A 25299-nucleotide genomic window follows, 5' to 3' on the forward strand; every position below is an offset into this window, starting at 1 on the left:
TTGCGGCCCGCCCTGGAGCCTGGCATGAAAATCAGGACCAAGCTGATCATCAGTACCACCGTCCTGCTGGCCGGCGTGGCGGCCATGGCGGCAGCGAGCCTGCTGCTGGTGAAAGGCATCGAAACCCATGTCCACGGCTTGACCGACGAAACGGTGCCGTTGTACACGGACGTGTTGCGCCTGCGCTATACCGTGCAGGATATGGCGTCGGACTTTTTCGAGCTGGGCAAGGCGGAAGACCTGGCGCAGCTCGAGCAGGTATCGAACAAGATCGGCGCCAATATCGAGGCCGCCGAGAACATCAGCGACGATTTGCGGCGCCATGGCGAATCGCAGGCGCCCCGCTACCACGCAGCCTTCGAACGGGAATTCCAGCGCATGCGCGTCGCCGTGCGCAAGCGCCTGGAAAACGAGGCCTATTACAAGGCGCAGGCGACGGAGATGCGGCAAGTGCTGGCGCAGATCAAGGCCGCCGCCAAGGGCGCGCGCAGCAAGATCCGCGTCGTCGACAGCCAGGCCCAGGCCACGGCCGCCGAGGTGCAGCTGCAAAGCCAGCGCCTGAACCAGAATGCCCGCTACCTGACCGACCTGCGCAAGAGCATCCACGACATGCAGATTGCGCTGGCCGAAACGGAAGCCGTGAAGAACCGTTTCCGCATCGCTCCCCTGCGCGAGCGGCTGACGGCGGCCGTCGCGCACCTGGCGGGAACCAGCGAGCGCGACATCAGCCCGGCCCAGCAGACGCTGCGGGCGACCCTGCTGGCCACGGCGCGCCAGATGCTCGATCCCGCCGCCGGCTTGCTGGCCCTGCGCGCCGGCCTGCTGGCCGAGGGCGGCGCCAGCGCGGCGCAGCAGGCGCAATATGCGGCGCTCAAGGAACAGACCAGCACCGCCCTGGCCGCTGCCCACCTGCGCCTGGCCGAGGAGCTCGATCCCATCGAACTGCAGCTGGCCATCGGACGCGCCCGGATGGCCGAGGCCGGCCGCTACATGCGCACCTCGGCCCGCATCGAGGATGCCAGCGGTGAAATCAACCTTGCCGTCGACGCCATCAGCATCGACGTGGGCGAAGTCATGCTCGCCACGGCCGCCGCCGACGTCACCCGGCTGGGCCAGGATATCGCCCGGCGCATCAGCGCCCTGCACCGCGACATGGCCACCATGCAGGCCCTACAGCAAAGCATAGGCCAGCTGGGCTTGCTGGCCGAAACGAGGGTCGTCAACACCTACCTGGACGCCGTGGAGCGCTCGGGACAGCGGCTGGTGCAGGCCAAGGGCAGCGTGCTGGACAGCCAGACGGCGCTGAACGAGGTCATCGACCATGTGCGCGCCTTCGAGCGCGAACAGGCCGCCTATTCCGCGCAGCAAGTGGCGCGCATCACGGGGCAGCAGCAGGATGCGGTGGCCAAGGTGCGCGACGGCGTGCGGCATGCCTTCGTGCTGATCCTCGGCATCGCGCTGGTCCTGCTGCTGGCCTGCGTGGCCATCACGGGCCTGATCAGCGCATCGATCGCCAGGCCGCTGGCGCGTTTGTCCTACGCCATCGCGCATATCCGCGACGGCAAGGCCCTGTCGGTGCGCGTCGCGCAGCACGGCAGCGACGAACTGGGGCAGCTGATCACGGGCTTCAACGGCATGCTCGAGCACGTCGAACAGCGCGACCTGGCGCTGACGCAGGCCAAGGCCGAGGCCGATGCCGCCAACCGCGCCAAATCGGAATTCCTGGCCAAGATGAGCCACGAGATCCGCACGCCGATGAATGGCGTGCTGGGCATGACGGAATTGCTGCAACGCACGGAACTGAGTCCCAAGCAGCAGCGTTTCGTGCACACGGTGCACCGTTCGGGTGAAAGCCTGCTCAGCATCATCGACGACATCCTCGATTTTTCCAAGATCGAGGCGGGCAAGCTGGTACTCGAACACATCCCTTTCGACCTGCGCCAGGTGATCGACGACGTGGTGGCGCTGTTTGCCAACGGCATCCAGCGCAAGGTCATCGAATTTACCTGCCGCATCGCCTCCGACGTGCCGCAGCACGTGCGCGGCGACCCCGTGCGCCTGCGCCAGATCCTCACCAACCTGCTCAATAACGCCACCAAGTTCACGGAACGGGGCGAAATTTCCGTCGATGTCAGCTGCCCCGCTGCCGGCCGGATCCGCCTGGAAGTGCGCGACACGGGCATCGGCATGGCGCCGGAAGCGGCCGCAGCCGTCTTCCAGCCGTTCCGCCAGGCCGACAGCACCACCTCGCGCAAGTACGGCGGCACGGGACTGGGCCTGGCCATCATCAAGCAGCTGGCGGAAATGATGGGCGGCAACATTGTGCTCCAATCCGTGGCGGGACAGGGTTCCAGCTTCGCCGTGACCGTCGTCGTCGGCGAGGTGGCGCCCGAGGACGCGCCGGCGGCGCCGCCACCGCGCGTGTCGCTCCATGCCTTGAACGTGCTGATCGTGGACGACAACGCCACCAACCGCAGTATCCTGCTGCAGCACGCGATCGAGTGGCAGATGGCCGCCGCCAGCGCCGCCGACGGCGCCGAGGCGCTGGACCGGCTGCAAGGCGCGCTGCGCAGCGGGCGCCCGTTCGACCTGGCGATCATCGACATGCGCATGCCAGTCATGGATGGCGCCGAGCTGGTGCGGGCAATCAAAGGCGACGCGCGCATGGCGGCGCTGAAAATCATCATGCTCAGTTCGCTCGACGCCTCGGCCGATCTGCGCCAGGTGACGGCGCTGGGCGTGGAATACTGCCTGACCAAGCCCGTGCGGGCGCTGGAATTGCGCCACTGCATCGAGGCCGTCGGCGGCTTCGGCACCCTGGCGCCAGCGACGGCTGCGATACCTGCCACGTCGGCCCCGCCCGCCGCGCCGGATACGGCTGGCGCAGCCCCGGGCCAGGCCCCGCTGCGCATGCTGCTGGTGGAAGACAACGCGATCAACCAGGAAATCGCCCTGGCCATGCTGGAAGACACGGGCTACGAGGCCACGCCGGCCGACAACGGGCGGCGCGCGCTGGCCCTGTGGGAGCGCTACCCGTTCGATGTGATCCTGATGGATTGCCAGATGCCGGAAATGGACGGCTTCGAAGCGACCCGGCGCCTGCGCCGCATGGAAGCCCAGCAAGGCCGCAGCCGCACGCCCATCATTGCCCTGACGGCCAACGCCATTCTGGGCGACCGCGAACTGTGCCTGGAGGCGGGCATGGACGACTACCTCGCCAAGCCGTATACGCGCGCCGCCCTGCTGTCCATGCTGGCCCGCTGGTGCCCGCCGGCGGCAGCGGAGACGGTAGCGGAAGCCGCTCCGGCGCAGCCCGCCCCGGCGGCGCCGGCTGAAACAAGCGCCATCCTCGACGCGGCCGCCCTGCAAAACCTGCGCGCCATGCGGCGTCCCGGCCGTCCCGACGTGCTGGGCCGCATCATCGATTTGTTTTACAGCGATGCCCCGCGCCTGCTGGGCCAGCTGGAAGTGGCGGCCGGGGCCAGCGACGCCGCGGCGCTGCAGCTGGCGGCGCACACGCTCAAGTCCAGCTGCGCCAACGTGGGCGCGCTGGGCTTGTCGGCCACCTGCCGTGAAATCGAACAATACGCGCGCGGCAATGACGTCGGCAGCGCGCTGCAGCATATCCGCGGCATCCAGCAAGAACTCGACCGTGTCCTCGCCGCCCTGGCCATTGAGAAGGAAACCCCATGAATACAGCACAGCCCCCGCAAGCACTGGTCCTGGTGGTCGATGACGACACCATGACGCGCATCCTCGTGACGGAAGCGCTGGAGCCGGAAGGCTTCCGCATCGAGGAAGCGGCCAGCGGGCTGGAAGCGCTGGCCGCCTTCCAGCGCGGCGTGCCCGACCTGATCCTGCTCGACGTCGCCATGCCCGGCATGAGCGGCTTCGAATGCTGCGCACAGCTGCGCCGGCTGCCCGGCGGCGCGCACGTGCCCATCGTCGTGCTGACCGGCAACGACGACGATGATTCCATCAAGCAGGCGCTGGAAGCGGGTGCCAGCGATTTCATCTCCAAGCCGATGCAATGGCGGCTGCTGGCGCACCGCTTGCGCTACCTGCTGCGGGCCAGCAGCGCGCTCACCGAGCTGAGCCGCATCCAGGATAGCCTCAGCCACGCGCAGGCGCTGGCCCGCCTCGGCAACTGGGAATACCGGGGCACCGGCGGCGATGGCTACTGGTCGCCGGAACTGTTGCGCATCCTGGGCCTGGACGCCGATTCCGGCCCCACCAGCTTCGACCGTTTGCTGCAATGCCTGCCCGAAGACCAGCGGCCCCTGCTGCTCGATGCCTTCATGGAACTGCATGCCAACGGCACCAGCTACAGCCTGGAGCACAAGGTGCTGCAGCCCGATGGCGGCGAGTGCATCGTCTTTCACCAGGCCGAAGCCGTGCGCGAAGGCCATCAGGTGCTGCTGATGCGCGGTACCGTGCAGGACATCACGGAACGCAAGCTGCAGCAAAGGCGCATCGAATACCTGGCCAACCACGATGCGCTGACGGACTTGCCCAACCGCCAGTTGCTGAACGACCGCATCGGCCAGGCCATCGCCCACGCGCGCCGCACCCGTTTGCACCTGGCGACCCTGATGCTGGACCTCGACCGTTTCAAGTTCGTCAACGACAGCTATGGCCACCCCGTGGGCGATGCGCTGCTGCAGGAAGTGGCCCGCCGACTCAAGCTGGCCGTGCGCGAAGGCGACACCGTGGCCCGCCAGGGCGGCGACGAATTCGTCGTCCTGCTGACGGACCTGCCCGACATCGGGACGGCCGAAGAGATCGTGAAAAAAGTACTCGAACTATTCGCCGATCCTGTCGTGCTGGGCGAACATACCTTGCACGTCAGCACCAGTATCGGCGCCAGCGTCTTTCCCTCCGACGGCGACAGCGCCGACATGCTGCTCAAGACGGCCGACGCGGCCCTGTACAGCGCCAAGGACAAGGGCCGCAATGGCTGCCAGTTCTACAACCACAAGATGGGCGTGCTGGTGGAAGAGCGGGCCGAAATCGAACACGCGCTGCACCAGGCGCTGGCGCTGGGCGAGCTGGAATTGCATTACCAGCCCAAGGTCGACCTCACCAGCGGCAAGATTTATGGCATGGAAGCGCTGCTGCGCTGGCGCCGCGACGGCATCGGGCTGGTGCCGCCGGACCGATTCATTCCCCTCGCCGAGGAAACGGGCATGATCGTGCCAATCGGCGAATGGGTGCTGCGCACGGCCTGCGCGCAGCTGGGCGTATGGCATGCCTACGGCTTTACGCACCTGACGATGGCCGTCAACGTGTCGGCACGCCAGTTCCGCCAGGTCGACATGCCGGAACTGGTGCGCGCAGTGCTGGACGACAGCGGCCTGCCGGCGCATTGCCTGGAACTGGAGCTGACGGAGAGCGTGCTGATGCAGAACCGCGACCTCGTGGTGCGGGCGCTGGAACACCTGAAGGAAATCGGCGTCACCCTGTCGCTGGACGACTTCGGCACCGGCTATTCCAGCCTGTCCTATCTGAAGCAATTCCCCATCGACGTGGTCAAGATCGACCAATCGTTCATCCGCGACGTGACCGACAGCGTGGATGGCGCGTCGCTGACCCGCTCCATCATCGCCATGGCCAAGTCCCTGCACCTGACCACGGTGGCCGAAGGCGTGGAAACGGAGGGTCAATTGGGTTTTCTCAATACCAACCGCTGCGACGCCATGCAAGGCTATTACTTCAGCCGCCCCCTGCCCGGCGCCGAGATGGATCTGATGCTGCATGCAGGCACCCATTTGCCGCCCGAGAGCTGCCATGCCGTGGCGCCCCAGCGCGTGCTGCTGCTGGTCGATGATGAGGAGCATATCCTGTCCGCCCTGCGCCGCTCGCTGCGCAAGGAAGGCTACCAGATACTCAGCACCACCAATCCCCAGGAAGCGCTGGAACTGGTCGCCTCGCATGCGGTGGGCGTGATCCTCACGGATGCGCGCATGCCGGGCATGTCGGGCAACGAACTATTGCGCCGCATCAAGGGCGTCTATCCCGAGATCGTGCGCGTGATGCTGTCCGGCTACCCTGAGCTGCATTCGGTCACGGCGGCCATCAACGAAGGCTCGGTGTACAAATTCATCACCAAGCCGTGGGACGAAACCCTGCTGAAAGACCACTTGCTGGAAGCCTTCCAGCGTTTCGAATCGGGCGTGCAGCGGCCACCACGGGGGCCCCATGGCATCGAGATCAGCAACCGCGCCGCCTAGCGCGCCGCCAGGAGCCATCATGCAGGAGCAGCTGTTCTTCGAAGGCTTGCGCGCCCTGGCCGAAGCGGCCTTTCCCAAGCATTGCGCCTGCTGCGGGCGCGTCTTCGCCACGGCGCACGAGTTCATCGGGCAGACACGGGCGATGCGCCAGGATGTCTCGGGGCTCAAGCAAAGTTTCGATGACAACAACGTCGCCATCGTCGAGGTCTACCGCAATTGCCTGTGCGGCTCGACCCTGATGGATTTCTTTTCGGACCGGCGCGACAGGTCCGAACCATCGCTGCGGCGGCGCCAGCTGTTTGAGCGCCTGCTGCCGCTGCTGCAGGAAAAAGGCATGGAACGGGCCGCGGCGCGCGACTATCTGCTGCAAGTCGTGCGCGGCGAGCTGCCTTACCAGTAGCCGAGCACCTTCCACCACGTCGTGCCGACGACGGCAAAGATCAGCAGTTCCACCACGCACATGATGAAGCCGACCCGCCACCAGTTGCCCATCGTCACAAAGCCGCTGCCGAAGATGATGGGCGAGGTACCCGTCGCGTAGTGGGTCAGGGTCATCATGATGGCCGAGCCGGCCGTCATCATCAGCATGAACGGCACGTGGTATTCGGCCGGGATCAGGTGCAGGCCCACGGTCAGAAAGGCCAGCAGCATGGCGCTGATGTGCGCCGTCGTGCTGGCAAAGAAGTAATGCGAAAAGACAAACACCAGCACGAGGACGCCGGCGATCGGCAGCCAGTCCATGCCGCTGGCGACAATCGCCGCCTTCATGCCGGCCGAAAACCAGGCGATCACGCCCGTCTTGTTCAGCTGCTCGGCCATCATCACCAGCGCGCCGAACCACACCAGGGTGTCCCAGGCGCTCTTTTCGGACAGCACGTCGTCCCAGTCGATGGTGCCGGTAATGATCAGCACGAACAAGCCGACAAAGGCGACCACCGTCGCATCGAGCGAAAAGGCGGGGCCGAACAGCATGGCGGGCACGTTGGCCCACAGCAGCAGCAACAGGGCGAAGGTGCCCAGCATGACTTTTTCCGGCGGCGACAGCGGGCCCATGCCTTTCAATTGCGCCTTGGCGTAGGTGACGGCGTCGGGCGTGGCTTTCAGTTCCGGCGGCGACAGCCAATAGATGATCAAAGGCATCACCAGCAGGCAGACCAGGCCCGGCAGCAGCATGCACAGGGCCCAGGTGGTCCACGTCAGGTGGAAACTCTGGCCGCTGGCCTTGGCCACGAAGTCGACCACCAGCGGGTTGGGCGCCGTGGCCGTCAGGAACATGGCCGAGGTGATCGGGTTGGCATGGTAGTTGACGAGGGCCAGATACGTGCCCACCTTCTTTTCCGTGCCCTTGGCCGGGTCCGAATCGAAGGCGTTGGCGATCGATTTCATGACGGGGTGGACGATGCCGCCGCCGCGTGCCGTGTTACTGGGCGTAAATGGCGCCAGCACCAGTTCGCAAATCGCCAGGCCATAGCCGATGCCCATGGTGCGCTTGCCCAGCAAGGAAATGAACAGCAGGCCGATGCGGCTGCCCAGCCCCGTCTTCTTCAGGCCGCGCGATATCAGAATCGCCACGACGATCAGCCAGATCAGAGGATTCGAGAAACTGCTGAGCGCATCCGTGATGGCGCCCTTGGACGAAGTCGACGTCACCTGCGACAAGGAAACAATGACGATGGCCATCATCGCCATCACGCCGATCGGCATGACTTTTAATATGATCGCCAGTATCGTGGTGAGGAAGATCGCCACCAGGCCCCAAGCCTTGGGCGTCAAGCCTTCGGGCGCCGGCAGCAATAGCATGCCGACAAGCAAGGCGGTGCAGATCAGGGCGGGGACAAGGCGGAATGGGACGGCTTCCTTGAAATGCAGGAACAGGTCGCGCACTGTTTTATACATCATGATTTCCTTTACTGGACAGGCATCCGGACGGGCAGTGGCGCCCGCTCGGCTTGTGATAATTCTTTTTAGCAACATCATACAAGCTCATACGCAACCGCCCCGCTCCATTACGCGTGCGCGTGCCAGGAAATTCCCGAATCGTTGACTTGAGCGCTATCACAGGAGCGGAATATATTGACGGCCAGTGACAATGGGTGACTTTTTTGGCAATTTTTCTCTGTATCTTTCCCCGTAGCTGCCGCCAGATATGCCACCAGGATTGCCAACCTTTCAGGGGAAAACTTGATGAATAGCACGGAACAGTATTCGATCCACCCATCCATCGGCATCGCCCGCGTGGGCAACAGCCATGATTCGTTCTATCTGGCGCCGGAAACCATCGGCGGGCTGCCGGTCGAAGCGGACGGCAACAACGATCCGCTGCTGGCCGATGGCAAGCCGGTCCACGTTGCCCAGTTCAAGGATGCGGCCGGCCGCGTGCGGCGCCAGGCGGCCAGTTTCCGCATCTACAAGTCCGTGGCGGGACGTCCCGGGGAAAAAGTCCTGGTCGACCTGCAAGACCCGAGCATTGCCAAAATCGAGTGGACAGTGCACGTGGCTAACAAGAAGGCGGCCTGGTGGAACTTCATCCCCCTGCTGGGCGACCTGATGTTTGGCCCGTACAACAGCTATGAAACCTGGGAAAATACGCCGCCCGCCTGGAACCTCACGCCCACGTCCTGGACCAATCTGCGCAACAGCGACGTCACGGGAGAGGCGGCACGGCAAAAACTGATCGTCGATCCGGGACCGCGCACCCTCGACGCGCCGCTGGGCAAGGCCCAGTTCGACAAGGACGGCGCCGGTTCCTATGCGCACGTGTCCTTCCCCGATCCGCAAGCCATCACGCAAGGCTATCCGGTGCGCACCCTGGGCGAAATGCGCACGGATTCGCGCGGCAACTTGCTGGTGATCGGCGCCTATGGCCGCGCCGGCGGCTCGGAAAGCATCACGGGCTTCGGCGGCGGCGATACGTGGAATGACGACGTGGCCGACGGCCCCGTCAGCGCAACCATCCATTTCAAGGATGGCAGCCCCTCCGTGGAGCTGAAAGCCTGGGTGGTCATCGGCTCGCCGAAGTTCGCGCCAGAACTGGTGAATATTTCCACCTGGGATGACGTCGTGGCCGACATGGCCATCAAATACAAGAACGCGCTGCCCGAGGCCTACGATGCGGCCCGCTGGAGCGGCAGCGATGGCTGGAACCCCGACTATGTCGTCAATTACGCGCAGGACATTCAGCCATTCCTCGCCAGGATAGGCGATTACCAGTGGGTGGCAACGGTGCCGTCGATGACGGCCTTCATCCGCCCCGCCTTCGACGTGGCCGATGCCTCGGAAGCAAACCGGCCCCAGCGGGAGAAATTCCTCAGTTACTTCAGGAAGCCATCGGCCATCCGGCCAGGGACAAAGGAACAGGTGCCGGGTTTTACCGGCGGCCAGGGCGGGCAATTGTTCAGCGCCGCCACCACGGACAATGCCGGCGCGGGCATACCGCTCGTGCCCCTGAATTCGGGCAGCAATTCCGTGCGCAACAACGTCATCAGCAAGTTTTCGGTATTGACGGATACGCAATACTTTGCCTTGCAGCAATGGGCGGCCGGCAAATTCGCCCCCGACGCGCCGGGCCTGGCCTTGCCGGGCATCGACCCGCTCGACCACGCGACCATCGGCAATTGCGTCGGCGAACCCATGTGCCCTGGCATCGAAGTGACGTGGAGCGTGCGCAACCCCATCATCTATGAAAAACCGTACGCCATCCTGCACCGCGTGGATGCCGACTACGCCAAAAACGGCCTCTCGCCGGGCCGCGACGAATGCGAACCGCTGGACTGGAGCGATCCGACCGTCGGCACCGGCTGCGAACCGGGCGACCTGACCAAGCGCATGGCGATTCCATGGCAGGCCGACTTCTATGACTGCTCCGTGCAGATGATCAACTTCGACAATCCGGACATCGTCAAGAATCCCGATACGATGATCCCCGTGCCGCCCACCTACTACGCCTACTGGTGGCCGCCGCAAAGCCCGTGGAACGTGATCAATGGCGCCACCACCAAGGAAGAACAGGCGCTCGCCGGCGTGCCGGCCGGCATGCAGGTGATGTACAGCCGCGGCATGAACAGTTTTTCGCAGATGATCAGCTCCTGGCACTACCTGGGTTTCATCGTGAACCAGAACGAGGATGCAGAATCGGGCCGCCAGTATCCGTACTTTGTCGAAAAGGAGCGCAATCACGCGAAATTCGTGGCTGCCAGCGTGGGGGTCGGCAATGCCAGCAGTTTCATCACGGGCGACGATGCCAACTACCTGCCCGCGTGGTTCCTCAAGGATGAAGATCCGCAGACGGCGCCCGAGAAGGCCTCGCAGCTGTTTGCCAGCGGCGGCGCGCAAGTGGCCCTGCATGACACGCCGAAGAAAATCATGCCGGCCAACCGGCGCCGGTTTTCCCATTGAGCATGTCTTCATCGCCCGACTACGACGTCGTCATTGTCGGCGGCGGTGCCGCCGGCACGGCCGCCGCCCTGACCCTGGCCCGCTACACGGGCTTGCGCATCGCCTTGCTGGAAAAGCAGCTGTTCGACGATTACCGGGCCGGCGAAACGGTCTCGTCGTCCATCTTCTCGATGCTCGACTTTCTGGGCGTGGGCCGCGACCTGCTGGACGGCGCCCAACTGCCCGCGTTTTCCCACGCGGCCGCCTGGGGCAGCGCGGAACTGATGTCGCGCGACGCCGTCTTCAGCAGCCATGGCCACGGCCTGCACCTGGACCGCCGGCATTACGACGCCATCCTGCTGGAGCAGGCGCGCCAGGCGGGCGTGGAGCTGTGGCGTCCCGCCCAACTGGTGCAGCTGGAACACGGCGACCCATGGCGTTTGCGCGTGGCGGCCGGCGGGCAGGAAGTGGACCTGACGGCCCGTTACCTGATCGATTGCAGCGGCAAGCAGGCGGCCATCGTGCGCCAGCGCAAGCGCCCCATCCACACGCAAGACGCGCTGGTGGCGCTGTACGCCTATTATCAGTTGCAAGAACCGCAATTCCTGCCGCACCGCACCCTGGTGGAAACGACGCAGCACGGCTGGTATTATGCGGCGCCCCTGCCCGGCGACCGCGTGGCGCTGGCCTTCATCACGGATGCCGACATCCTCAAGCGCCTGCGGCTGAAAGAGGAAGCGCCCTGGCGCGATGCCGCCATGGGCACGCAGCACGTGCGCGATATCATGCCGCGCCTGCCCGCGCCGAACGCCCTGCGCCACTATGCGATCCACAGCCGCGTGGCCTCGCTGCCGGCGGACGACAACTGGACGGCGGCGGGCGACGCGGCCGCCTGCTTCGACCCCATCTCATCGCTGGGCATCGGTCAGGCCATGGCGTCGGGCATCCATGCGGCGCGGGTCGCGGAAGCCTGCCTGGCGGGCGACCGGGGCATGGCGGCGGGTTACCGGCGCAGCGTCTTCGCCTCGTTTGAAACCTATCTGCAGATGCGGCGCGGCTTCTACGGCGCCGAACAGCGCTGGCCGGAGGCGCCATTCTGGCAGCGCCGGGCCGCGTCCTGATGCCGCCGGCGAAAAACTGAGCCAGGTCAAGAGACCGCATGCCCACCGCCCGTTTCCGGGCGAATTTCAGCCCCGCCTTGCCGTTCGCACTATAATGTCGGCACCGCGTGCGGCAGCATTGGCGGCGATAGACGGTAACAATTTCGTGTGGAGGCCAGTACAATAGCGTCTGGGCCTACACAGGGTTTCACTTTTGCCAGCAGTTGCCAGCAACTAACCATTTTTTTGACCAGCCAACAAATACTATGAGTTCGATGAATGAAGAGCGCGTTTTAAGCGTGCACCACTGGACGGATACCCTGTTCTCCTTTACCACCACGCGCGACCCGTCGCTGCGTTTCTCGAATGGCCACTTCACCATGATCGGCCTGCGCGTCGACGGCAAGCCATTGCTGCGCGCCTACAGTATCGCCAGCGCCAATTACGAAGACCACCTGGAATTCTTCAGCATCAAGGTGCCGGGCGGCCCCCTGACGTCGCGTCTGCAACACTTGCAAGTGGGAGACACCGTCATCGTCGGCCGCAAGCCGACCGGCACCCTGGTCTCCGACTACCTGCTGCCGGGCAAGCGCCTGTACATGCTGTCGACGGGCACGGGCCTGGCGCCTTTCCTCAGCATCGTGCGCGATCCGGACATCTACGAACGCTTCGACGAATTGATCCTCGTGCACGGCGTGCGCCAGGTCGACGAACTGGCTTACCACGACTTGCTGGAAGAACATCTGCCGAAGCATGAGTTCCTGGGCGAAATGGTCAGCGACAAGCTGCGCTACTACCCGACCGTGACGCGCGAAGACTTCCGCAACATGGGCCGCATCACGGAACTGATCGAGAACGGCAAGCTGGCCAAAGACCTGGGCGTGCCGGAACTCAATCCTGCCGAAGACCGCGTGATGATTTGCGGCAGCTCCGAGATGCTGCGCGACCTGAAAGACATGCTGGAAGCGCGTGGCTTCAAGGAAGGCAATACCTCGACGCCTGGCGACTTCGTTGTCGAGCGCGCATTCGCCGAGAAGTAATCGAGAGCAAATCCGCAGCAAATGCAGGGGCCCGGCCCCGCCGCTTCCCGCGGCGGCGCCGGGCCTTTTCATTGCCGGCTCAGCGGCGCAGCCCCGCGCTGGTACTGCAAGCCATTCATGAAGCGCTGCACGGGCGTAAAGGCACTGCTGAGGATATCGTCATGCGCGGCGTAATAGCGCGTCTCGATCTTCAGCAGGCCCAGCACGGTCGCATCAAGCTTGTCCGTCTGATACGGCCGGCTTTCCAGCGCGGCGCGCGCGGCCGTCGACTGCGGCGCTTGCTGGTTATCCCAGATCAACATGGGGATTTCATAGCCGCTCTTGTCCGACGCGGAATGGCCCGCGTGATTGCGGCTGTAGCCCACTTCCTGCCCATGGTCGGAGACGAACAGCAAGGAGGCGGCCCGGCCGGTCTTGGCCGTTTCCGCCATGCCGATCAGGGTGCCCAGCACGTAATCGCCATAGCGGATGGCGTTATCGTATTCGTCGCGCTGGTTGCGTATCCAGCTGGACCTGCCCTGGCTGGCCATCTGCGCGCTGACGGCGTCCTGTGCCCGGTCGAAATGGGCGAAGCGGCTGGGATAGCGCATGTCATAGCTGGGATGCGCGCCCAGCAAGTGCACGACGATGAGCTTTTTCGGCGCCGCGTCGCGCAGCGCGTGGGCGAATGGCTGGAACAGGTTGCCGTCAAAATTGTTTTCTCCACGACCGGTGCCGTAGTTGATGAAGTCGCTTTCATCGGCCTCGCCCGCCAGCAGCCCGATCCAGCCATCGTTACGCGTCTGGTTCGAAACCCAGAACGTCTTGTAGCCGGCCGCCTCGGCCAGCATCAGCAGATTCGGCTTGGCCATCCACGCATCGGGGTTGCCGATATCGGCCGGCGTGAGCATGGTCATCATCGATTCCACCGTGCTGGACGCGGGCGAAATCACATCGTTAAAAACCAGCAGCTTCGCACGCATGGCGTCGAGCTGGGGCGTGGTCGCGCGCGGATAGCCGTACAGCGACATCGAGGCGCGGTTGGTGCTCTCGCCGATCACCAGGATGACGGTGCGCGCCTCCTCGCCCGCATAGCGCACATTCCAGTCGCGCGGCGCGGCCATGGCCGCCGTCAGCGCATGCTGCATCGATTTCATCGCGTCCAGCTGCGCGCTGTACTGCTGGTAGCGCAGCGGCCAGAACAGGGCCGGATTTTCGCGCCGCATGGTGGTATTGACGTGCAGCAGCACGAGAAACACGGCCATACCGGCGGCAAAGGCTTTGTGCGGCCAGCCCGGCGCGGTACCGGCGCGCGACGCCTGCCAGCGCTGCAGCTGGTGGTCGGCCAGCAGCACGGCCGCCGTCACGAGCACAAACCAGCCGGCCGCTTGCGCCAGGGCGACGCTGTTGTGCAGGAGAAATTCTCCCGTTTCCGCTTGATCTGTCGCAAACATGGCCTGCAAAACCGCATTCGGGTTCGGGCGCATGCCAAAATAGCCACGCAAGAAGCCTTTTACGGCGGCGTCCAGGTAAAACACGGGCACGACGACGCGCACCAGCACGGTGATCGCGCCGGAACTGCCACGCCATGCGTGCAGCACGCCGCCCACGCCCAGCAGGAAGGCCGCCAGCAACACGCTCAATTTCAGGCATTCGTTCGCGCTTAACTGATCGAAGAGGAAGAAAACCAGCAGGCCAGCAATGCTGAACAGGACACGGCAAAACAGAATCAGCATGGAGGCGATGGAGAGTAAGCATTGAACAAGGACAAGCCCGCGCGGACGGGCCAGCGATTGTAGCGCAGTCTGTTGCAACTTGTACCATCGTTTCCTGCGCGCTGCTGATTCACGCATGCTACTGACAGAAATTGTCAGTGCTTTTTATTATGATTTCGGCACCAGCTGGCCAGCCAGTACTATTGATATCTCCACCTGCGACAGGACTTTTCATGACACGTGCCATTACCATACTGACCGAAAACTTTGCCGATTGGGAAACCGCCCTGCTCAATTCCACGGCGCGCCTGTACTACGGCTTTTACACGCAGTTCGCCACGCCAGGCGGCTTGCCCGTCACCTCGTCCGGCGGCATGCTGGTTACGCCGCAACTGGCGCTGGAAGATATCGTGCTCGAGGAGCTCGATTTGCTGATGGTGTGCGGCGGCAGCCATTGGCAAAGCGGCAAGGCGCCCGACCTGGGACCCCTGCTGCGCGCGGCGCGCGACAAGGGCGTGGTGCTGGCCGGCATTTGCGACGGCACGCGCGTGCTGGCGCAGGCGGGCGTGCTCGACACCGTGCGCCATACGTCCAACAGCGCGGGCAACTTGCTGGAAACGGGCTATGCTGGCGCCGCCCTGTACCAGGACGTACCGTGGGCCGTTGCCGACCAGCGCATCATCACGGCGCCCGGCACGGCGCCCGTCACCTTCACCAAGGAAGTCTTGCGCGCCCTGGGCATCGCCGACGACAACCTGACGGCCTACCTGGCCATGCATGGGTCCGAGCACGGCCAGGCCGCAGCGGCGCGCTAATCCGGGGAAAGCACGCGCAAACGCGCCACGGCGTGCGTGTTGCCCGGGTCCAGCTCCAGCGAACGGCGGTAATGCGTGACGGCCAGCGCCGTGGCGCCATCGGCCTCGTACGCTTCGGCCAGGCTGTCGTGGCCATTCGCCCCTTGCGGATACAGCTGCACACCCAGCTGGAAGACGGCGACCGCCTGTTTCGGCTGCTGCCGGCCCAGCAAGCGATAGCCCCAGGCATTCAGGTCGTCGTCGGCGGGTGCGGGCAGCCCATGCTGGCGCCGGATGGCGGCCAGTTTCTGCTCCAGCCCTTCAAAGCCCGTGCTGGCCGCCTTGTTGCGCAATAAATGCGCGGCATACGCGCCGCCCCGCTGCTGGCGCAGTCCGGGAACATAAAAGCCGGCAATGGTATCGATCAGCTGTTCCGGCTGGCCGCCGGCCAGGTTGCTCAGGATAATGACGGCCAGGCCATCGTCGGGATACACATAGAAGGCCGAGCGGCCGCCGCCGATGCCGGCCACGGCGCGGTGGCCATCACGGCCGATGGTGGGCCAGCCCAGCGCCCACGGCGCCGGCTTGCCGTCGTTCAAACTGGTCGGCTGCCACAGCCGTTCCACACTGGCGGGCGCCAGCAAGCGCCCCGACTGCAGGGCGATGAGCCAGTTGACCAGTTCGCCCGCATTGCTGTTGATGCCGGCCCCGGCGCGCATGAAGACGGGAAAGTCCTCGATCACGTTGCGGTAGCCGTTGCCTCCCCGGTCCAGCACGTAGGAACTGGCCTTGTTGGCGACGACGTCCTTCGCATCGCCAAAGCCGCTGTGCCGCATGCCGGCCACGTCGAACTGCCGGTGCCGGATGAAGTCGGTAAAGGGCTGGCCGTTCTGGCGCTCAATCAATTGCGCCAGCAACACGTAATTGGTCTGGTTGTAGCGGTAGCGCTGGCCTGGCGGGGCTTCCACGGGCAGCGCCTGCACGGCGCTCCACGCCGCAGCGGCGTCGTCCGGTTGCGGCCCCACCAGCTTGCCGCTGCGCTGGTCGAGCACGTCGGGCAAGCCCGAGGTATGGTTGAGCAATTGCGTCACCGTCACGGATTGCCAGGCTGCAGGCAGCCCCGTCAGGTATTGGCCGATGGGCGCGGCCAGGTCGATCTTGCCCTCCTGCACCAGCTGCATCACGGCCACGCCCGCAAACGCCTTGGTGGCCGAGTTGATGGAAAACAGGCTGGCGTCCGTCACCGGCACCTGGTATTGCAGGCTGGCCAGGCCGAAATTGCGCTTCAGCACGACCTTGCCGTGCCGGATCACGGCCAGCTGCAGCCCGGGAATCTGGCGCTCCCGCATTTCGCTGCGCACAAAGGCGGCAATCTCCTGTTCCGCGCGCGATGCCTGCGATGGGCTGGCGGGGGCGGCGATGGCGAGCGAGGTGACGGGAGCTGCCACGGCGGCAAGCGCCATGACGAGCAGGACGGACGGGAGGCGTGGCTTCAAGATGCGGCTTTCGACAGTTGAAAACGGAACCGCAGCATCCCATACCTATTTGTCAACGTCAACGACAATCTTGCCGACTAGAAAGTTACTCTTCCAGCCACACATCTTCATACCCTTGCCGGTCGAGAATGAACTTGGCGCCGCTGGGCAAGGCCAGGTAATCGACCACCTGCGGCAGCATCTCGTGCAGGTGCTCCGCATGCAGGGCCTGGTAAAAGCCGCTGGCGTCGTCGTGTTCGCCGCAGTGGATGAACCAGCTGATGGTGCCGTTTTCCGGCAGCACGATGCGGGTGCCATAGATGGGCGACTGCGCCAGGCTGCCGATGGCCAGGGCCACCATAGTTTCGGGCGCCTGCGCCGGCAAGCCGAATTTGTCGCAGATGCGTTGCTGTGTTTCGCTGATCAGTTCAGTCATGGTGCTCTCAGGATCCGATGTAGCGGTAATGGAGGCGCAGCGCGCCATCGTGGCCGGACATTTCCAGGTGCAAAATCGCTTCGCCCGGCTTGCCGTCGGCCAGCAACAGGCATTCCAGGCCCAACGGGCCGTCGCCGGTGGCGTACACATCGACGCCGGGCCGGCCGCCCTTGCCCGGCACAAAGGCGTGCGCCAGCGGCGTCAGGGACAGCGCCTCGTTGGCCGCAAAGTAGCTGTCGAGCATGTCGACGATCTCCGCGGCCACGGCCGGCGACAGACCCCAGTCGCGTTGCAGCGCAACAGGATCGCGCCCGTTCAGCGTCTGCACGAACGCTGCGGCCTGCGCGTACGCCAGCTCTCGCAGGCTGTCAGTAACTGTCATTTCCATATAGCGACTCCACCTTCTCCATTCAACAGGCGCCATTATAGTGCGTGGCCGGGCGCATAGTCGATCCGTTTGCCATCCATAATCAAACGGCTTGCCGATCATTTAAAACGCCGCCTTTATTATTTATCGCACTGCAATAACATAAATGGCCGGCGTGATATTTGGTGAGTATCTCGGACATATAATCGCGAATACGGTTGATTTCCAATTGACGCTTATTTATTCCGGCGCTAATATCGAACGGCCATATACCATGGCACACAGCGCAAGCCGTACTTAACCATCACAAGAGGATAGTACAATGCAAAACCAATCCAAATTGTTCGCATTCAAACTGGCTGAAAAACAAGTTCAAAAACAGGCGGCGCCCGCCACCGTCTGGAAAGTGCGCGACGGCGTCGCCGTGGCCGGCTGCACCGCCGTCGGCACCAATGATCAATATCGCGACTCTTCGCGTCTCAAGCCGAACGACAGCGGCCAGTATTGCTGATTTCCGGCACGCCATAACCCCGCCCGGCGCGGGGTTGCATATATTCCCCATATTCAAACCGGCGCCGTGCGGCGCGGATTTTCCGCGCGCAATGAATATATGAACCCCTCTCAATTGGAGATGCCATTCTTTAAAGCAGTTATCGGTAAAAATCGAAACATAACCATTAACAGAGGATCTCATGCACGATAAAACCAAGCTGTTCGCATTCAAACTGGCGGAAAAAAAGGAAGAGGAAAAACCGGCGCGTCCTGCGCCCTGGAAAGTGCGCGACGGTGTCGCCGTGGCCGGCTGCACGGCGGTCGACAGCGAGGAACAATACCGCTATTCGCGCGTCGGCTCGAGTGACGGCGGAGAATTCTGCTGATCGCTGCGCCAACTGAAAGCCTTGCCGCGGCAAGGCTTTTTCATCTTCCCGATTTTCCGCTACTGCAGGCTCCCCGACATGCATAAAAAGGTATTGATTATCAGCCATAGCGGCGATCTGCACGCCGACCTGGTGGCAACGATTCTCGCCGACCGCGGCCATGCCCCCTTCCGTATCGATCTCGACGCCTTTCCCCGCGATTACCAGCTGTGCCAGCGCATGCTGGGCGGCCAGGCCAGCGCGCGGCTGCGCCGCCTGCCCGACGGCGACTGGCTGGACCTGCGCCAGGTGGGCGCCGTCTGGCTGCGCAAGGCGGCCGACTACGCCTATGCCAGCGCCGACCTGACGCCGCAGGAACGCGCCTATGCCCGGCTGGAAACGGAACAAGCCATCTTCAGCGTGCTGTACAGCCTCGATTGTTACTGGCTCAGCCACCCGCTGGCCCTGCGCGGCGCCCAATGGAAGGGCGAACAGCTGGCGCGGGCCGCGCGCATGGGTTTTCGCGTGCCCGCCACCGTGATTACCAACGTGCCCGACGACGTGCGCGCTTTCCGCGCCACCGTCGGCGGCCCCATCATTTTCAAGAGCATGTCCACGCCCAGCCTGGCAGCCGAAGCCGTCGAAGACGTGGACAGAATCAGCGCCGGCCTCGGCACCACCATCGTCGACGACGCCATGCAAGGCAGCCTGGACGCCGTTAGCGAGCTGAGCTGCCAATTCCAGGAATATATCGCCAAGCAATATGAATTGCGGGTCACCGTAATCGGCCAGCAACTGTTTGCCGCTCGCCTGTATTCCCAGGACGATGCGCGCACGGCCATCGATTCACGCGACATGTCGGCCCCCATCCGCTATGAAGCCGCGACCTTGCCCGATGACATACGGCAGCGCTGCCTCGCTTTCGTGCACAGCTATGGGCTCGAATATGGCGCGCTGGATCTCATCGTCACGCCCGAAGGCGAATATGTTTTCCTGGAAAACAATCCTGTTGGTCAATTTCTATATGTGCAACAACTGGTGCCCGCCTTGCCCCTGCTGGAAAGCGTGGCCACTACCCTGATCGAAGGAGCCTTATGCCGCAGCCAGACCTGAGCCAGATTCCCCACCAGTTGCGCGAACTGGAACTGGCGCGCGACAGCCGTGCCATCGTCCTGGCCGCCTCGCACCTGGACATGGAACTGCTGCCCGCCCTGTATGAACTGTGCCAAGACATCGGCCCCGTGGCGCGCCTCGACGTGGTGCTGCACGGACGGGGCGGCATCGTCAACGCGGCGCGGCGCATCGCCCTTCTGCTGCGCCGGCATGCGCGCCACCTGAGCTTTATCGTGCCCTTCCACTGCCAGTCGGCCGCCACCTTGCTGGCCCTGGGCGCCGATGAGATCATCGCCGGCGACCTCGCCCTGTTCTCGCCCATCGACCCGCAGCTCGATGGCGCCGACGGCGGCTCCATGTCCAGCCTGGACATCAAGGTCTTCGGCGACATGGCGCAGCAGTGGTTCGGCGTCGATGCCGGCGAAGCGCGCCAGCAATCCTTGTCCCTGCTGTGCGGCAGCATCTTTCCCCCGTCCCTGACGGCCTTTTACCGCACCACGCTGGAACTGGCGCAAATCGGCGAGGAATTGCTGGCGTGGCAATTGCCCGATGCCACGCAAGAGGCGCGGCGTGCCATCGTCGCGCAATTGGTGACTGGATACCACTCGCATAACTATGCCTTGACGCGCGAAGAGCTGGCCCGGCTGGGCTTGAACATGGCGCGCGATGCCCAGGCTGAACGGCTGGGCTGGGCCATCTCGACCCAGTTGCAGGCGCACATAGGCGGCGCCCTGCGCAGCGCCCCCGACGAACCGTGGAACGATGCGCTGCTGGCCTCGCGCGACGGCGTGCAGCTGCGGCGCCAGCGTCCGGGCGGCTTCGCACCGCTGTGGACCACGCAAACGGGGGCAGCATGCTGACGGCATTACTGTCTGATATTGCGCGCTGCTGCATCGCCTTGCTGCTGCTGGCGGCCAGCGTGGGCAAGCTGCGCAGCTACGGGGAATTTCGCGGCAACCTGGCCACCTCGTTCGGCCTGCCGCCCGCCGCCGCTGCCTGGGCCGCGCCAGCCCTGGTGGCGGCAGAACTGCTGCTGGCCGGCTGGCTGCTGGCCGGCGGCGCCCGGCTGCCGATGCTGCTGTCGTTATTGCTATTGAGCACCCTCACTGCCGTGCTGGCCTGGCGCTACTTCACGCACAGCGTGGTGCGCTGCAGCTGCTTCGGCGAAGCGGCGCGGCCCGTCTCGCAGTACGACTTGCTGCGCAACGCGCTGGCGGTGGGCATCAACGGCAGCTACTTTGCGCTGGCGCAAGATGCGGCCTTGCCCGTCGCCACCACTGTATTGGCGGCCGGCTTGGCGGCCATCGCCTGCGTGGCCATCATTTCCCTGCACGACATCGCCACCCTGGCAAAGGCCGGATGATGGATGCCGCGACCTTGCAACTGGTGCTGGCGGCACTGGCGTTCGCCATCGCCGGCAATCTCTGGCTGACCCTGGCCGTGCTGCGCGCCAGCCGCCGCGAAAGGCTGGCGCCCACGGCGCTGGCGCCGGGCGAGCCCCTGCCCGCCGTGCCAGCCCGCCCGCTGACTGGCGGCGCGCGTTTCCAGCCGGGCGCCCCCGGCCAGGCGGCCGTGCTGCTGTTCCTCGCCAGCCGCTGCCCGAAATGCGCGGATAAGCTGGCCGGCATCGAACGGCTGCTGCCGTTGGCGCGCAATGCGGGCCTGGCCGTGTGGCTGCTCAGCGAAGAACCGGCCCGCCGGCTGCGCGCCTTCCTGCCCGGCGACGCCTTGCGTGCGGCGGCGGCGCGCGTCAGCCTGCGCGACTACCGGCGCGTCAATCCCCAAATGAGCTCGCCGTCCTATGTCTTTGTCAATCACCAGGGACGCGTGGAAGCGGCCGGCCTGATCGGCGACGCAGACTGGCTGGCCCTCGTCGGACAATTGAACGCCGAACCGTCACAGGAGCGCGCCGCATGAGCAATATCAACTTCGGCCCGCATTTTGAACGCCTGCGCCTGCTGTACCCCGTGCGCTGGCGCATTGCCGCCGGCCTGCTGTGCATGGCCCTTACCGTGGGCGCGCAGCTGGCCTTTCCGCAAGCCATCGCGTATTTCATCGACAACGTGACCGCCCTCACCCGGCACGGCGTCACGCCGGGCATGGTCGCCGCCATGCTGGCCTTCAGCGTGCTGTATGCGCTGGCCTCGGCCGCGCGCTTCTACCTGCTGCAATCGAGCGGCCACATGGTTGTCATGGGCGTGCGCCGGCGCCTGTTCGACGTGGTGATCAACCAGCCCATCGCCTTCTTCGACAAGCACCATGGCGGCGAGCTGAACAGCCGGCTCACGTCCGACGTGTCGGCCCTGCATGAAAGCCTGACCATCGGCGCGGCCAACGCCCTGCGCTCGCTGTGCGTGTTTTTGGGCGGCATCGCCATGCTGCTGCAGCTGTCGCCCATGCTGAGCCTGCCGCTGGCCTTGTTCATTCCCATCAGCCTGTATCTCGGCAAGTTATCCGGCAGCAATTACCGGCAGCGCGCGCGGGCCATTTCGGCCACCCTGGCCGCCAGCGGCAAGGTGGCGCAGGAATATTTTGCCCATGCGCGCCTGGTGCAGGCGTTCAACCAGCAAGGCGGCGCCATGGCCCGTTACGCGCAAGCCATGCGGGAGCTGCTGGAGGTGTCGCTGGCCGGCACGCGGCTGCTGGCCGTGTTCCAGGGCGCGCAGGGGCTGCTCGCTTTTGCTGCCCTGCTGACCACCCTGTGCTTCGGCGCCCACCTGATCGGCCAGGGCCGCCTGAGCGTGGGCGAGCTGACGGCCTTTGTCATCTATGCCAGCATGGTGACGGACACGGCCGGCTCCATCAGCGAGTTCTGGAACACCTGGATGCGCACCATGGGCTCGACCGACCGCATCTTCGAGATCCTGCGCAGCCACCGTGCCGTGCCCGAGGCGCCGCCGCAGCCGCCGCTGGCGGGCCACATCGCGCTGCGCGACGTGCGTTTTGCGTATCCCGAGCGCGTACAGGTCGCGGCGCTCGACGGCGTCAGCCTGTCCATCCGCGCAGGCGAAAAGATCGCCCTCGTCGGCGCCTCGGGTGCGGGCAAGTCCACCATCGCCAGCCTGGTGCTGGGCCACTACAAGATGGACGCGGGCAGCCTGCAATTCGACGGCATCGACGCGCAGGTGCTGGGCGTGACGCAGTTGCGGCGCCAGATGGCCGTGGTGGAGCAGGAGCCGGCCCTGTTTTCCGGCAGCATCGCCGACAATATCGCCTTTGCCGTGCCGGACCGGGTCGTGGCGCGCGAAGCGATGGTGGCGGCGGCGCGCCTGGCCCATGCCCACGATTTTATCGCGGCCTTTCCGGACGGCTACGACACCCTCGTGGGCGAACGGGGCGTGCAATTATCTGGCGGACAGAAGCAGCGCATCGCGATTGCCCGCGCCATCCTGCGCGCGCCGAAAATCCTGATTCTGGACGAGGCCACCAGCGCGCTCGACGCGGCCAGCGAACAGCTGGTGCAGCGCGCGCTCGACGCGCTGATGCAAGGACGCACCACCATCATCATCGCCCACCGCTTTTCCACCATCGTCAAGGCCGACCGCATCATCGTCATGGACAAGGGCCGGATTTGCCAGCAAGGCACGCACGCCGAGCTGCTGCGCGCGGGCGGCCAGTATGCGCGGCTGATGCAGCAGCAGCTGTCGCAATTCCAGCAGTTGCATGACAGTACGGCCACCCTGTAGAGTGGGCCAGATGAAAAAAACCTACCATGGCAGTTGCCACTGCGGCGCCGTGCGCTTCGCGGCCGAGATCGACCTGGCGGCCCCCAGCCTGCGCTGCAACTGTTCCTATTGCCTGAAAATCCGCTGCTGGGCCAGCCAGGTGCCGCCCGCCGACTTCCGGCTGCTGGCCGGCGAAGGCGACTTGAGCGCATACCGCTTCGGCGCCGGCCGCGAACGCCACTATTTTTGCCGCCACTGCGGCGTACACCCGTTTGGCTACGGCGATTCGCCCCGCAGCGGCCCATTTGTCGGCATTGGCGTGAACTGCCTCGACGATGCGGCGGCGGCCGAGCTGGCCCGGGTGCCCGTCACCTTTGTCGATGGCTGGCATGACGACTGGGACAGGCCGCCGCAGGAAACAGGGCACTTGTAAACAATGCAAATGTAGAAATGGTTGTCAGCTACGCCGGAGTTTTCCTACGTGGCGACAAGGAGTGTCCCTATGGTTAAGCCCGACGCTTGCAACGAGAATGGTCTCAACGGTGCTGCACGGCGCCGGAGCTCAGCAGGAACATCCGACCCAATATTGGAGCGGATGACGACGCAGACTAACCTTAGGGGACATGATCATGACTTCGAACAGCAACGACAAATCCGGCAGCCAATCGGACAAACAGCAATCGGGCAGCCAACAGTCGGACAAACAGTCCGGCAGCCGCCAATCGTCGGGCGGCACCCAGGGCGGCACGCACGAGCAGCACGTCGAGGCGGGCCGCCAAAGCCACAAGAATGACGGCGACAAGCAATCAGGCTCACAAGGTTCGCAGCAGTCGGGCCAGCAATCGGGCCAGGGCAAGAGCGGCGGCGGCAGCCAGCAATCGGGTTCCGGCTCCGGCACGCGCGGCGGCACGCATGAGCAGCACGTGGAAGCGGGACGTCAAAGCCACAAGAATGACGACAAATCCTGATTTCGCAGGCACGGCCCGATGCTGCTGGTCGACATGAAAGCGCTGAAGGCCATGCTGTGCGCCGGGCTGGGCATGGGCCTGGCCGCCTGCGGCGCCAGGAATACGGCATCGAACGTGGAGGCCCCGGGCGCGCCAGCCGGGGTCTCCACGCGCGTGCTCGATGCTGGCGCCGACGCCCTGCAAGCCCGGCCGCCCATTGCGGCCCTCAATGCCTATCTCGACGGTTTTCATTTCTACAACGGCAATCTGCGCGGTCAGATGGAGGCGCACCACTATTGCGCCATCGTCAATGAAGAGTTGATTCAATGCGTGATTTACGACGGCAACGTCAAGGATGCCAAGCTGATGGGCGTCGAATACATCGTCAGCGCCAGGCTGTACCAAGGTTTGCCTGCGGCGGAAAAAGCGCTGTGGCACAGCCATGTGCATGAAGTGAAGTCGGGCCAGCTGATCGCGCCCGGCATACCGGCCGTGGCGGAAAAGGCGCTGATGCAAAAGCTGGTGGGCACCTACGGCAAGACCTGGCATACCTGGCACACGGATCTGCACAAGACCTTGCCGCTGGGCGTGCCGCAACTGATGATGGGCTTTACAGCCGACGGTCAGGCCGACGCCGCCATGGTCGCCGCGCGCGACCACCGCTTCGGCATCGATTCGGCCGAAAAACGCCGCCAGCGGACCGACATCGCCGCGCCCGCCATCGTTGCCGGTGCCGACGCCTGGCAGCACGGCACGGTCATCCAGCTGGCCGACCCGACGGGAATGCCGCACAGTTCATCATCACCGCCGCCGCCATCCACGCACACGGCCGCGCCCGCCATTTCGCGTCCATCTAGATAGACGGCGTGCGAAAGGCCGTTGTCTGGATCGGCATTCTGGGCGATAATTACGCCCATGAACGATACCACTACCTTACCCCCATTGCCCGATCGCCTGTCGATCGACCCGAGCAGCCCTTACCACGTTGCAGCCGTGTTCGAGAACGACGTCGGCATCCGCTTCAACGACAAGGAACGTCTTGACGTGGAAGAATATTGCATCAGCGAACGCTGGATCAAGGTCGCTTCCACCAAGTCCCTCGACCGCCGCGGCCGTCCGCTGCAGATCAAGCTGAAGGGCAAAGTCGAAGCGTTTTACCGCTAAGCAACACCTGCAGTTGTCATCGAGGCCGATTTTCATCGGCCTT

Annotated in this window: 23 protein-coding genes; 18 read left to right on the forward strand and 5 right to left on the reverse strand. The window is 64.6% G+C overall.

All coding sequences use genetic code 11. From position 1 onward, the window contains the following. The first annotated feature begins 24 nt into the window (after positions 1–24). The 3 genes from D9M09_RS12930 to D9M09_RS12940 are packed head-to-tail and all read left to right on the forward strand — an operon-like array spanning position 25 to position 6630. Complete coding sequence (locus D9M09_RS12930) at positions 25–3693, forward strand: response regulator (protein ID WP_121669487.1); 3669 nt, start codon at positions 25–27, stop codon at positions 3691–3693. Beyond that, positions 3690–6230: an EAL domain-containing protein gene (locus tag D9M09_RS12935; RefSeq protein WP_121669488.1), complete on the forward strand. Its 2541-nt coding sequence runs from the start codon at positions 3690–3692 to the stop codon at positions 6228–6230. Before D9M09_RS12930 ends, D9M09_RS12935 begins: the two co-directional genes overlap by 4 nt. A gap of 19 nt (positions 6231–6249) precedes the next feature. After that, positions 6250–6630, forward strand: coding sequence for an oxidoreductase (locus D9M09_RS12940; protein WP_121669489.1), 381 nt, complete (start codon positions 6250–6252; stop codon positions 6628–6630). On the opposite strand, the gene D9M09_RS12945 is transcribed toward D9M09_RS12940, so the two are convergent. Then, complete coding sequence (locus D9M09_RS12945; RefSeq protein ID WP_070218812.1) at positions 6621–8126, reverse strand: anion permease; 1506 nt, start codon at positions 8124–8126, stop codon at positions 6621–6623. The genes D9M09_RS12940 and D9M09_RS12945 overlap by 10 nt on opposite strands. A 288-nt stretch (positions 8127–8414) precedes the next feature. On the opposite strand from D9M09_RS12945, the gene lodA reads away from it, so the two are divergent. The 3 genes from lodA (at position 8415) to D9M09_RS12960 (ending at position 12744) form a co-directional block, all read left to right on the forward strand. Continuing rightward, on the forward strand, positions 8415–10625 hold the full coding sequence (gene lodA, locus D9M09_RS12950; RefSeq protein WP_070218813.1) for a CTQ-dependent lysine 6-oxidase LodA: 2211 nt from the start codon (positions 8415–8417) through the stop codon (positions 10623–10625). A 2-nt stretch (positions 10626–10627) separates the two neighbouring features. After that, positions 10628–11725 carry a tryptophan 7-halogenase gene (locus D9M09_RS12955; protein WP_070218814.1) on the forward strand — a complete coding sequence of 366 codons (1098 nt, stop codon included), beginning with the start codon at positions 10628–10630 and terminating at the stop codon, positions 11723–11725. Between the two features lie 245 nt (positions 11726–11970). Continuing rightward, positions 11971–12744: a ferredoxin--NADP reductase gene (locus D9M09_RS12960; protein WP_070218815.1), complete on the forward strand. Its 774-nt coding sequence runs from the start codon at positions 11971–11973 to the stop codon at positions 12742–12744. 68 nt (positions 12745–12812) lie between these two features. Here D9M09_RS12960 and D9M09_RS12965 read toward each other — a convergent pair whose 3' ends face one another. After that, positions 12813–14459, reverse strand: coding sequence for a phosphoethanolamine transferase (locus tag D9M09_RS12965; RefSeq protein WP_070218816.1), 1647 nt, complete (start codon positions 14457–14459; stop codon positions 12813–12815). A 212-nt stretch (positions 14460–14671) separates the two neighbouring features. Here D9M09_RS12965 and D9M09_RS12970 point away from each other — a divergent pair, with 212 nt between their 5' ends. Then, on the forward strand, positions 14672–15253 hold the full coding sequence (locus D9M09_RS12970) for a type 1 glutamine amidotransferase family protein (RefSeq protein ID WP_070288436.1): 582 nt from the start codon (positions 14672–14674) through the stop codon (positions 15251–15253). Here the strand turns inward: D9M09_RS12970 and D9M09_RS12975 are convergent. The 3 genes from D9M09_RS12975 to D9M09_RS12985 form a co-directional block, all read right to left on the reverse strand. Next, the gene (locus tag D9M09_RS12975; protein WP_141749867.1) at positions 15250–16728 is read right to left on the reverse strand and encodes a serine hydrolase domain-containing protein; all 1479 of its coding nucleotides are present in this window, start codon (positions 16726–16728) and stop codon (positions 15250–15252) included. The genes D9M09_RS12970 and D9M09_RS12975 overlap by 4 nt on opposite strands. A gap of 85 nt (positions 16729–16813) precedes the next feature. Continuing rightward, positions 16814–17143, reverse strand: a complete 330-nt coding sequence (locus D9M09_RS12980) for an immunity protein Imm33 domain-containing protein (protein WP_070310397.1) — start codon at positions 17141–17143, stop codon at positions 16814–16816. A gap of 7 nt (positions 17144–17150) precedes the next feature. Continuing rightward, positions 17151–17525, reverse strand: coding sequence for a hypothetical protein (locus D9M09_RS12985; RefSeq protein WP_070310436.1), 375 nt, complete (start codon positions 17523–17525; stop codon positions 17151–17153). A gap of 307 nt (positions 17526–17832) precedes the next feature. Between D9M09_RS12985 and D9M09_RS12990 the strand changes: the two genes are divergently transcribed. The 11 genes from D9M09_RS12990 (at position 17833) to D9M09_RS13040 (ending at position 25256) form a co-directional block, all read left to right on the forward strand. After that, positions 17833–18021: a hypothetical protein gene (locus tag D9M09_RS12990; RefSeq protein WP_070288439.1), complete on the forward strand. Its 189-nt coding sequence runs from the start codon at positions 17833–17835 to the stop codon at positions 18019–18021. Positions 18022–18202: 181 nt separating this feature from the next. Further along, on the forward strand, positions 18203–18388 hold the full coding sequence (locus D9M09_RS12995) for a hypothetical protein (RefSeq protein WP_070288440.1): 186 nt from the start codon (positions 18203–18205) through the stop codon (positions 18386–18388). Positions 18389–18466: 78 nt separating this feature from the next. Then, positions 18467–19480, forward strand: coding sequence for an ATP-grasp domain-containing protein (locus D9M09_RS13000; protein ID WP_070288555.1), 1014 nt, complete (start codon positions 18467–18469; stop codon positions 19478–19480). Beyond that, positions 19462–20340: an SDH family Clp fold serine proteinase gene (locus tag D9M09_RS13005; RefSeq protein ID WP_070310399.1), complete on the forward strand. Its 879-nt coding sequence runs from the start codon at positions 19462–19464 to the stop codon at positions 20338–20340. The genes D9M09_RS13000 and D9M09_RS13005 overlap by 19 nt, the downstream gene beginning before the upstream one ends. Further along, entirely contained in the window at positions 20334–20843 is a 510-nt protein-coding gene (locus D9M09_RS13010; RefSeq protein WP_070310401.1) for a MauE/DoxX family redox-associated membrane protein, read from the forward strand. The genes D9M09_RS13005 and D9M09_RS13010 overlap by 7 nt, the downstream gene beginning before the upstream one ends. After that, complete coding sequence (locus D9M09_RS13015) at positions 20840–21397, forward strand: hypothetical protein (RefSeq protein ID WP_070310402.1); 558 nt, start codon at positions 20840–20842, stop codon at positions 21395–21397. The genes D9M09_RS13010 and D9M09_RS13015 overlap by 4 nt, the downstream gene beginning before the upstream one ends. Further along, positions 21394–23166 carry an ABC transporter ATP-binding protein gene (locus tag D9M09_RS13020; RefSeq protein ID WP_070310404.1) on the forward strand — a complete coding sequence of 591 codons (1773 nt, stop codon included), beginning with the start codon at positions 21394–21396 and terminating at the stop codon, positions 23164–23166. The genes D9M09_RS13015 and D9M09_RS13020 overlap by 4 nt, the downstream gene beginning before the upstream one ends. A gap of 10 nt (positions 23167–23176) precedes the next feature. Further along, positions 23177–23578 (forward strand): GFA family protein, encoded by a 402-nt coding sequence (locus D9M09_RS13025; protein WP_070310406.1) that lies wholly within the window; start codon positions 23177–23179, stop codon positions 23576–23578. A gap of 196 nt (positions 23579–23774) precedes the next feature. Then, the gene (locus D9M09_RS13030) at positions 23775–24113 is read left to right on the forward strand and encodes a hypothetical protein (RefSeq protein WP_205602360.1); all 339 of its coding nucleotides are present in this window, start codon (positions 23775–23777) and stop codon (positions 24111–24113) included. Between the two features lie 18 nt (positions 24114–24131). Further along, the gene (locus D9M09_RS13035; protein WP_121669491.1) at positions 24132–24953 is read left to right on the forward strand and encodes an OBAP family protein; all 822 of its coding nucleotides are present in this window, start codon (positions 24132–24134) and stop codon (positions 24951–24953) included. A gap of 54 nt (positions 24954–25007) precedes the next feature. After that, complete coding sequence (locus tag D9M09_RS13040; RefSeq protein WP_010398340.1) at positions 25008–25256, forward strand: DUF3297 family protein; 249 nt, start codon at positions 25008–25010, stop codon at positions 25254–25256. Positions 25257–25299 lie beyond the last annotated feature (43 nt).

Origin of the sequence: Janthinobacterium agaricidamnosum, from assembly GCF_003667705.1 — a bacterium.
Taxonomy (GTDB): Bacteria; Pseudomonadota; Gammaproteobacteria; order Burkholderiales; family Burkholderiaceae_D; genus Janthinobacterium.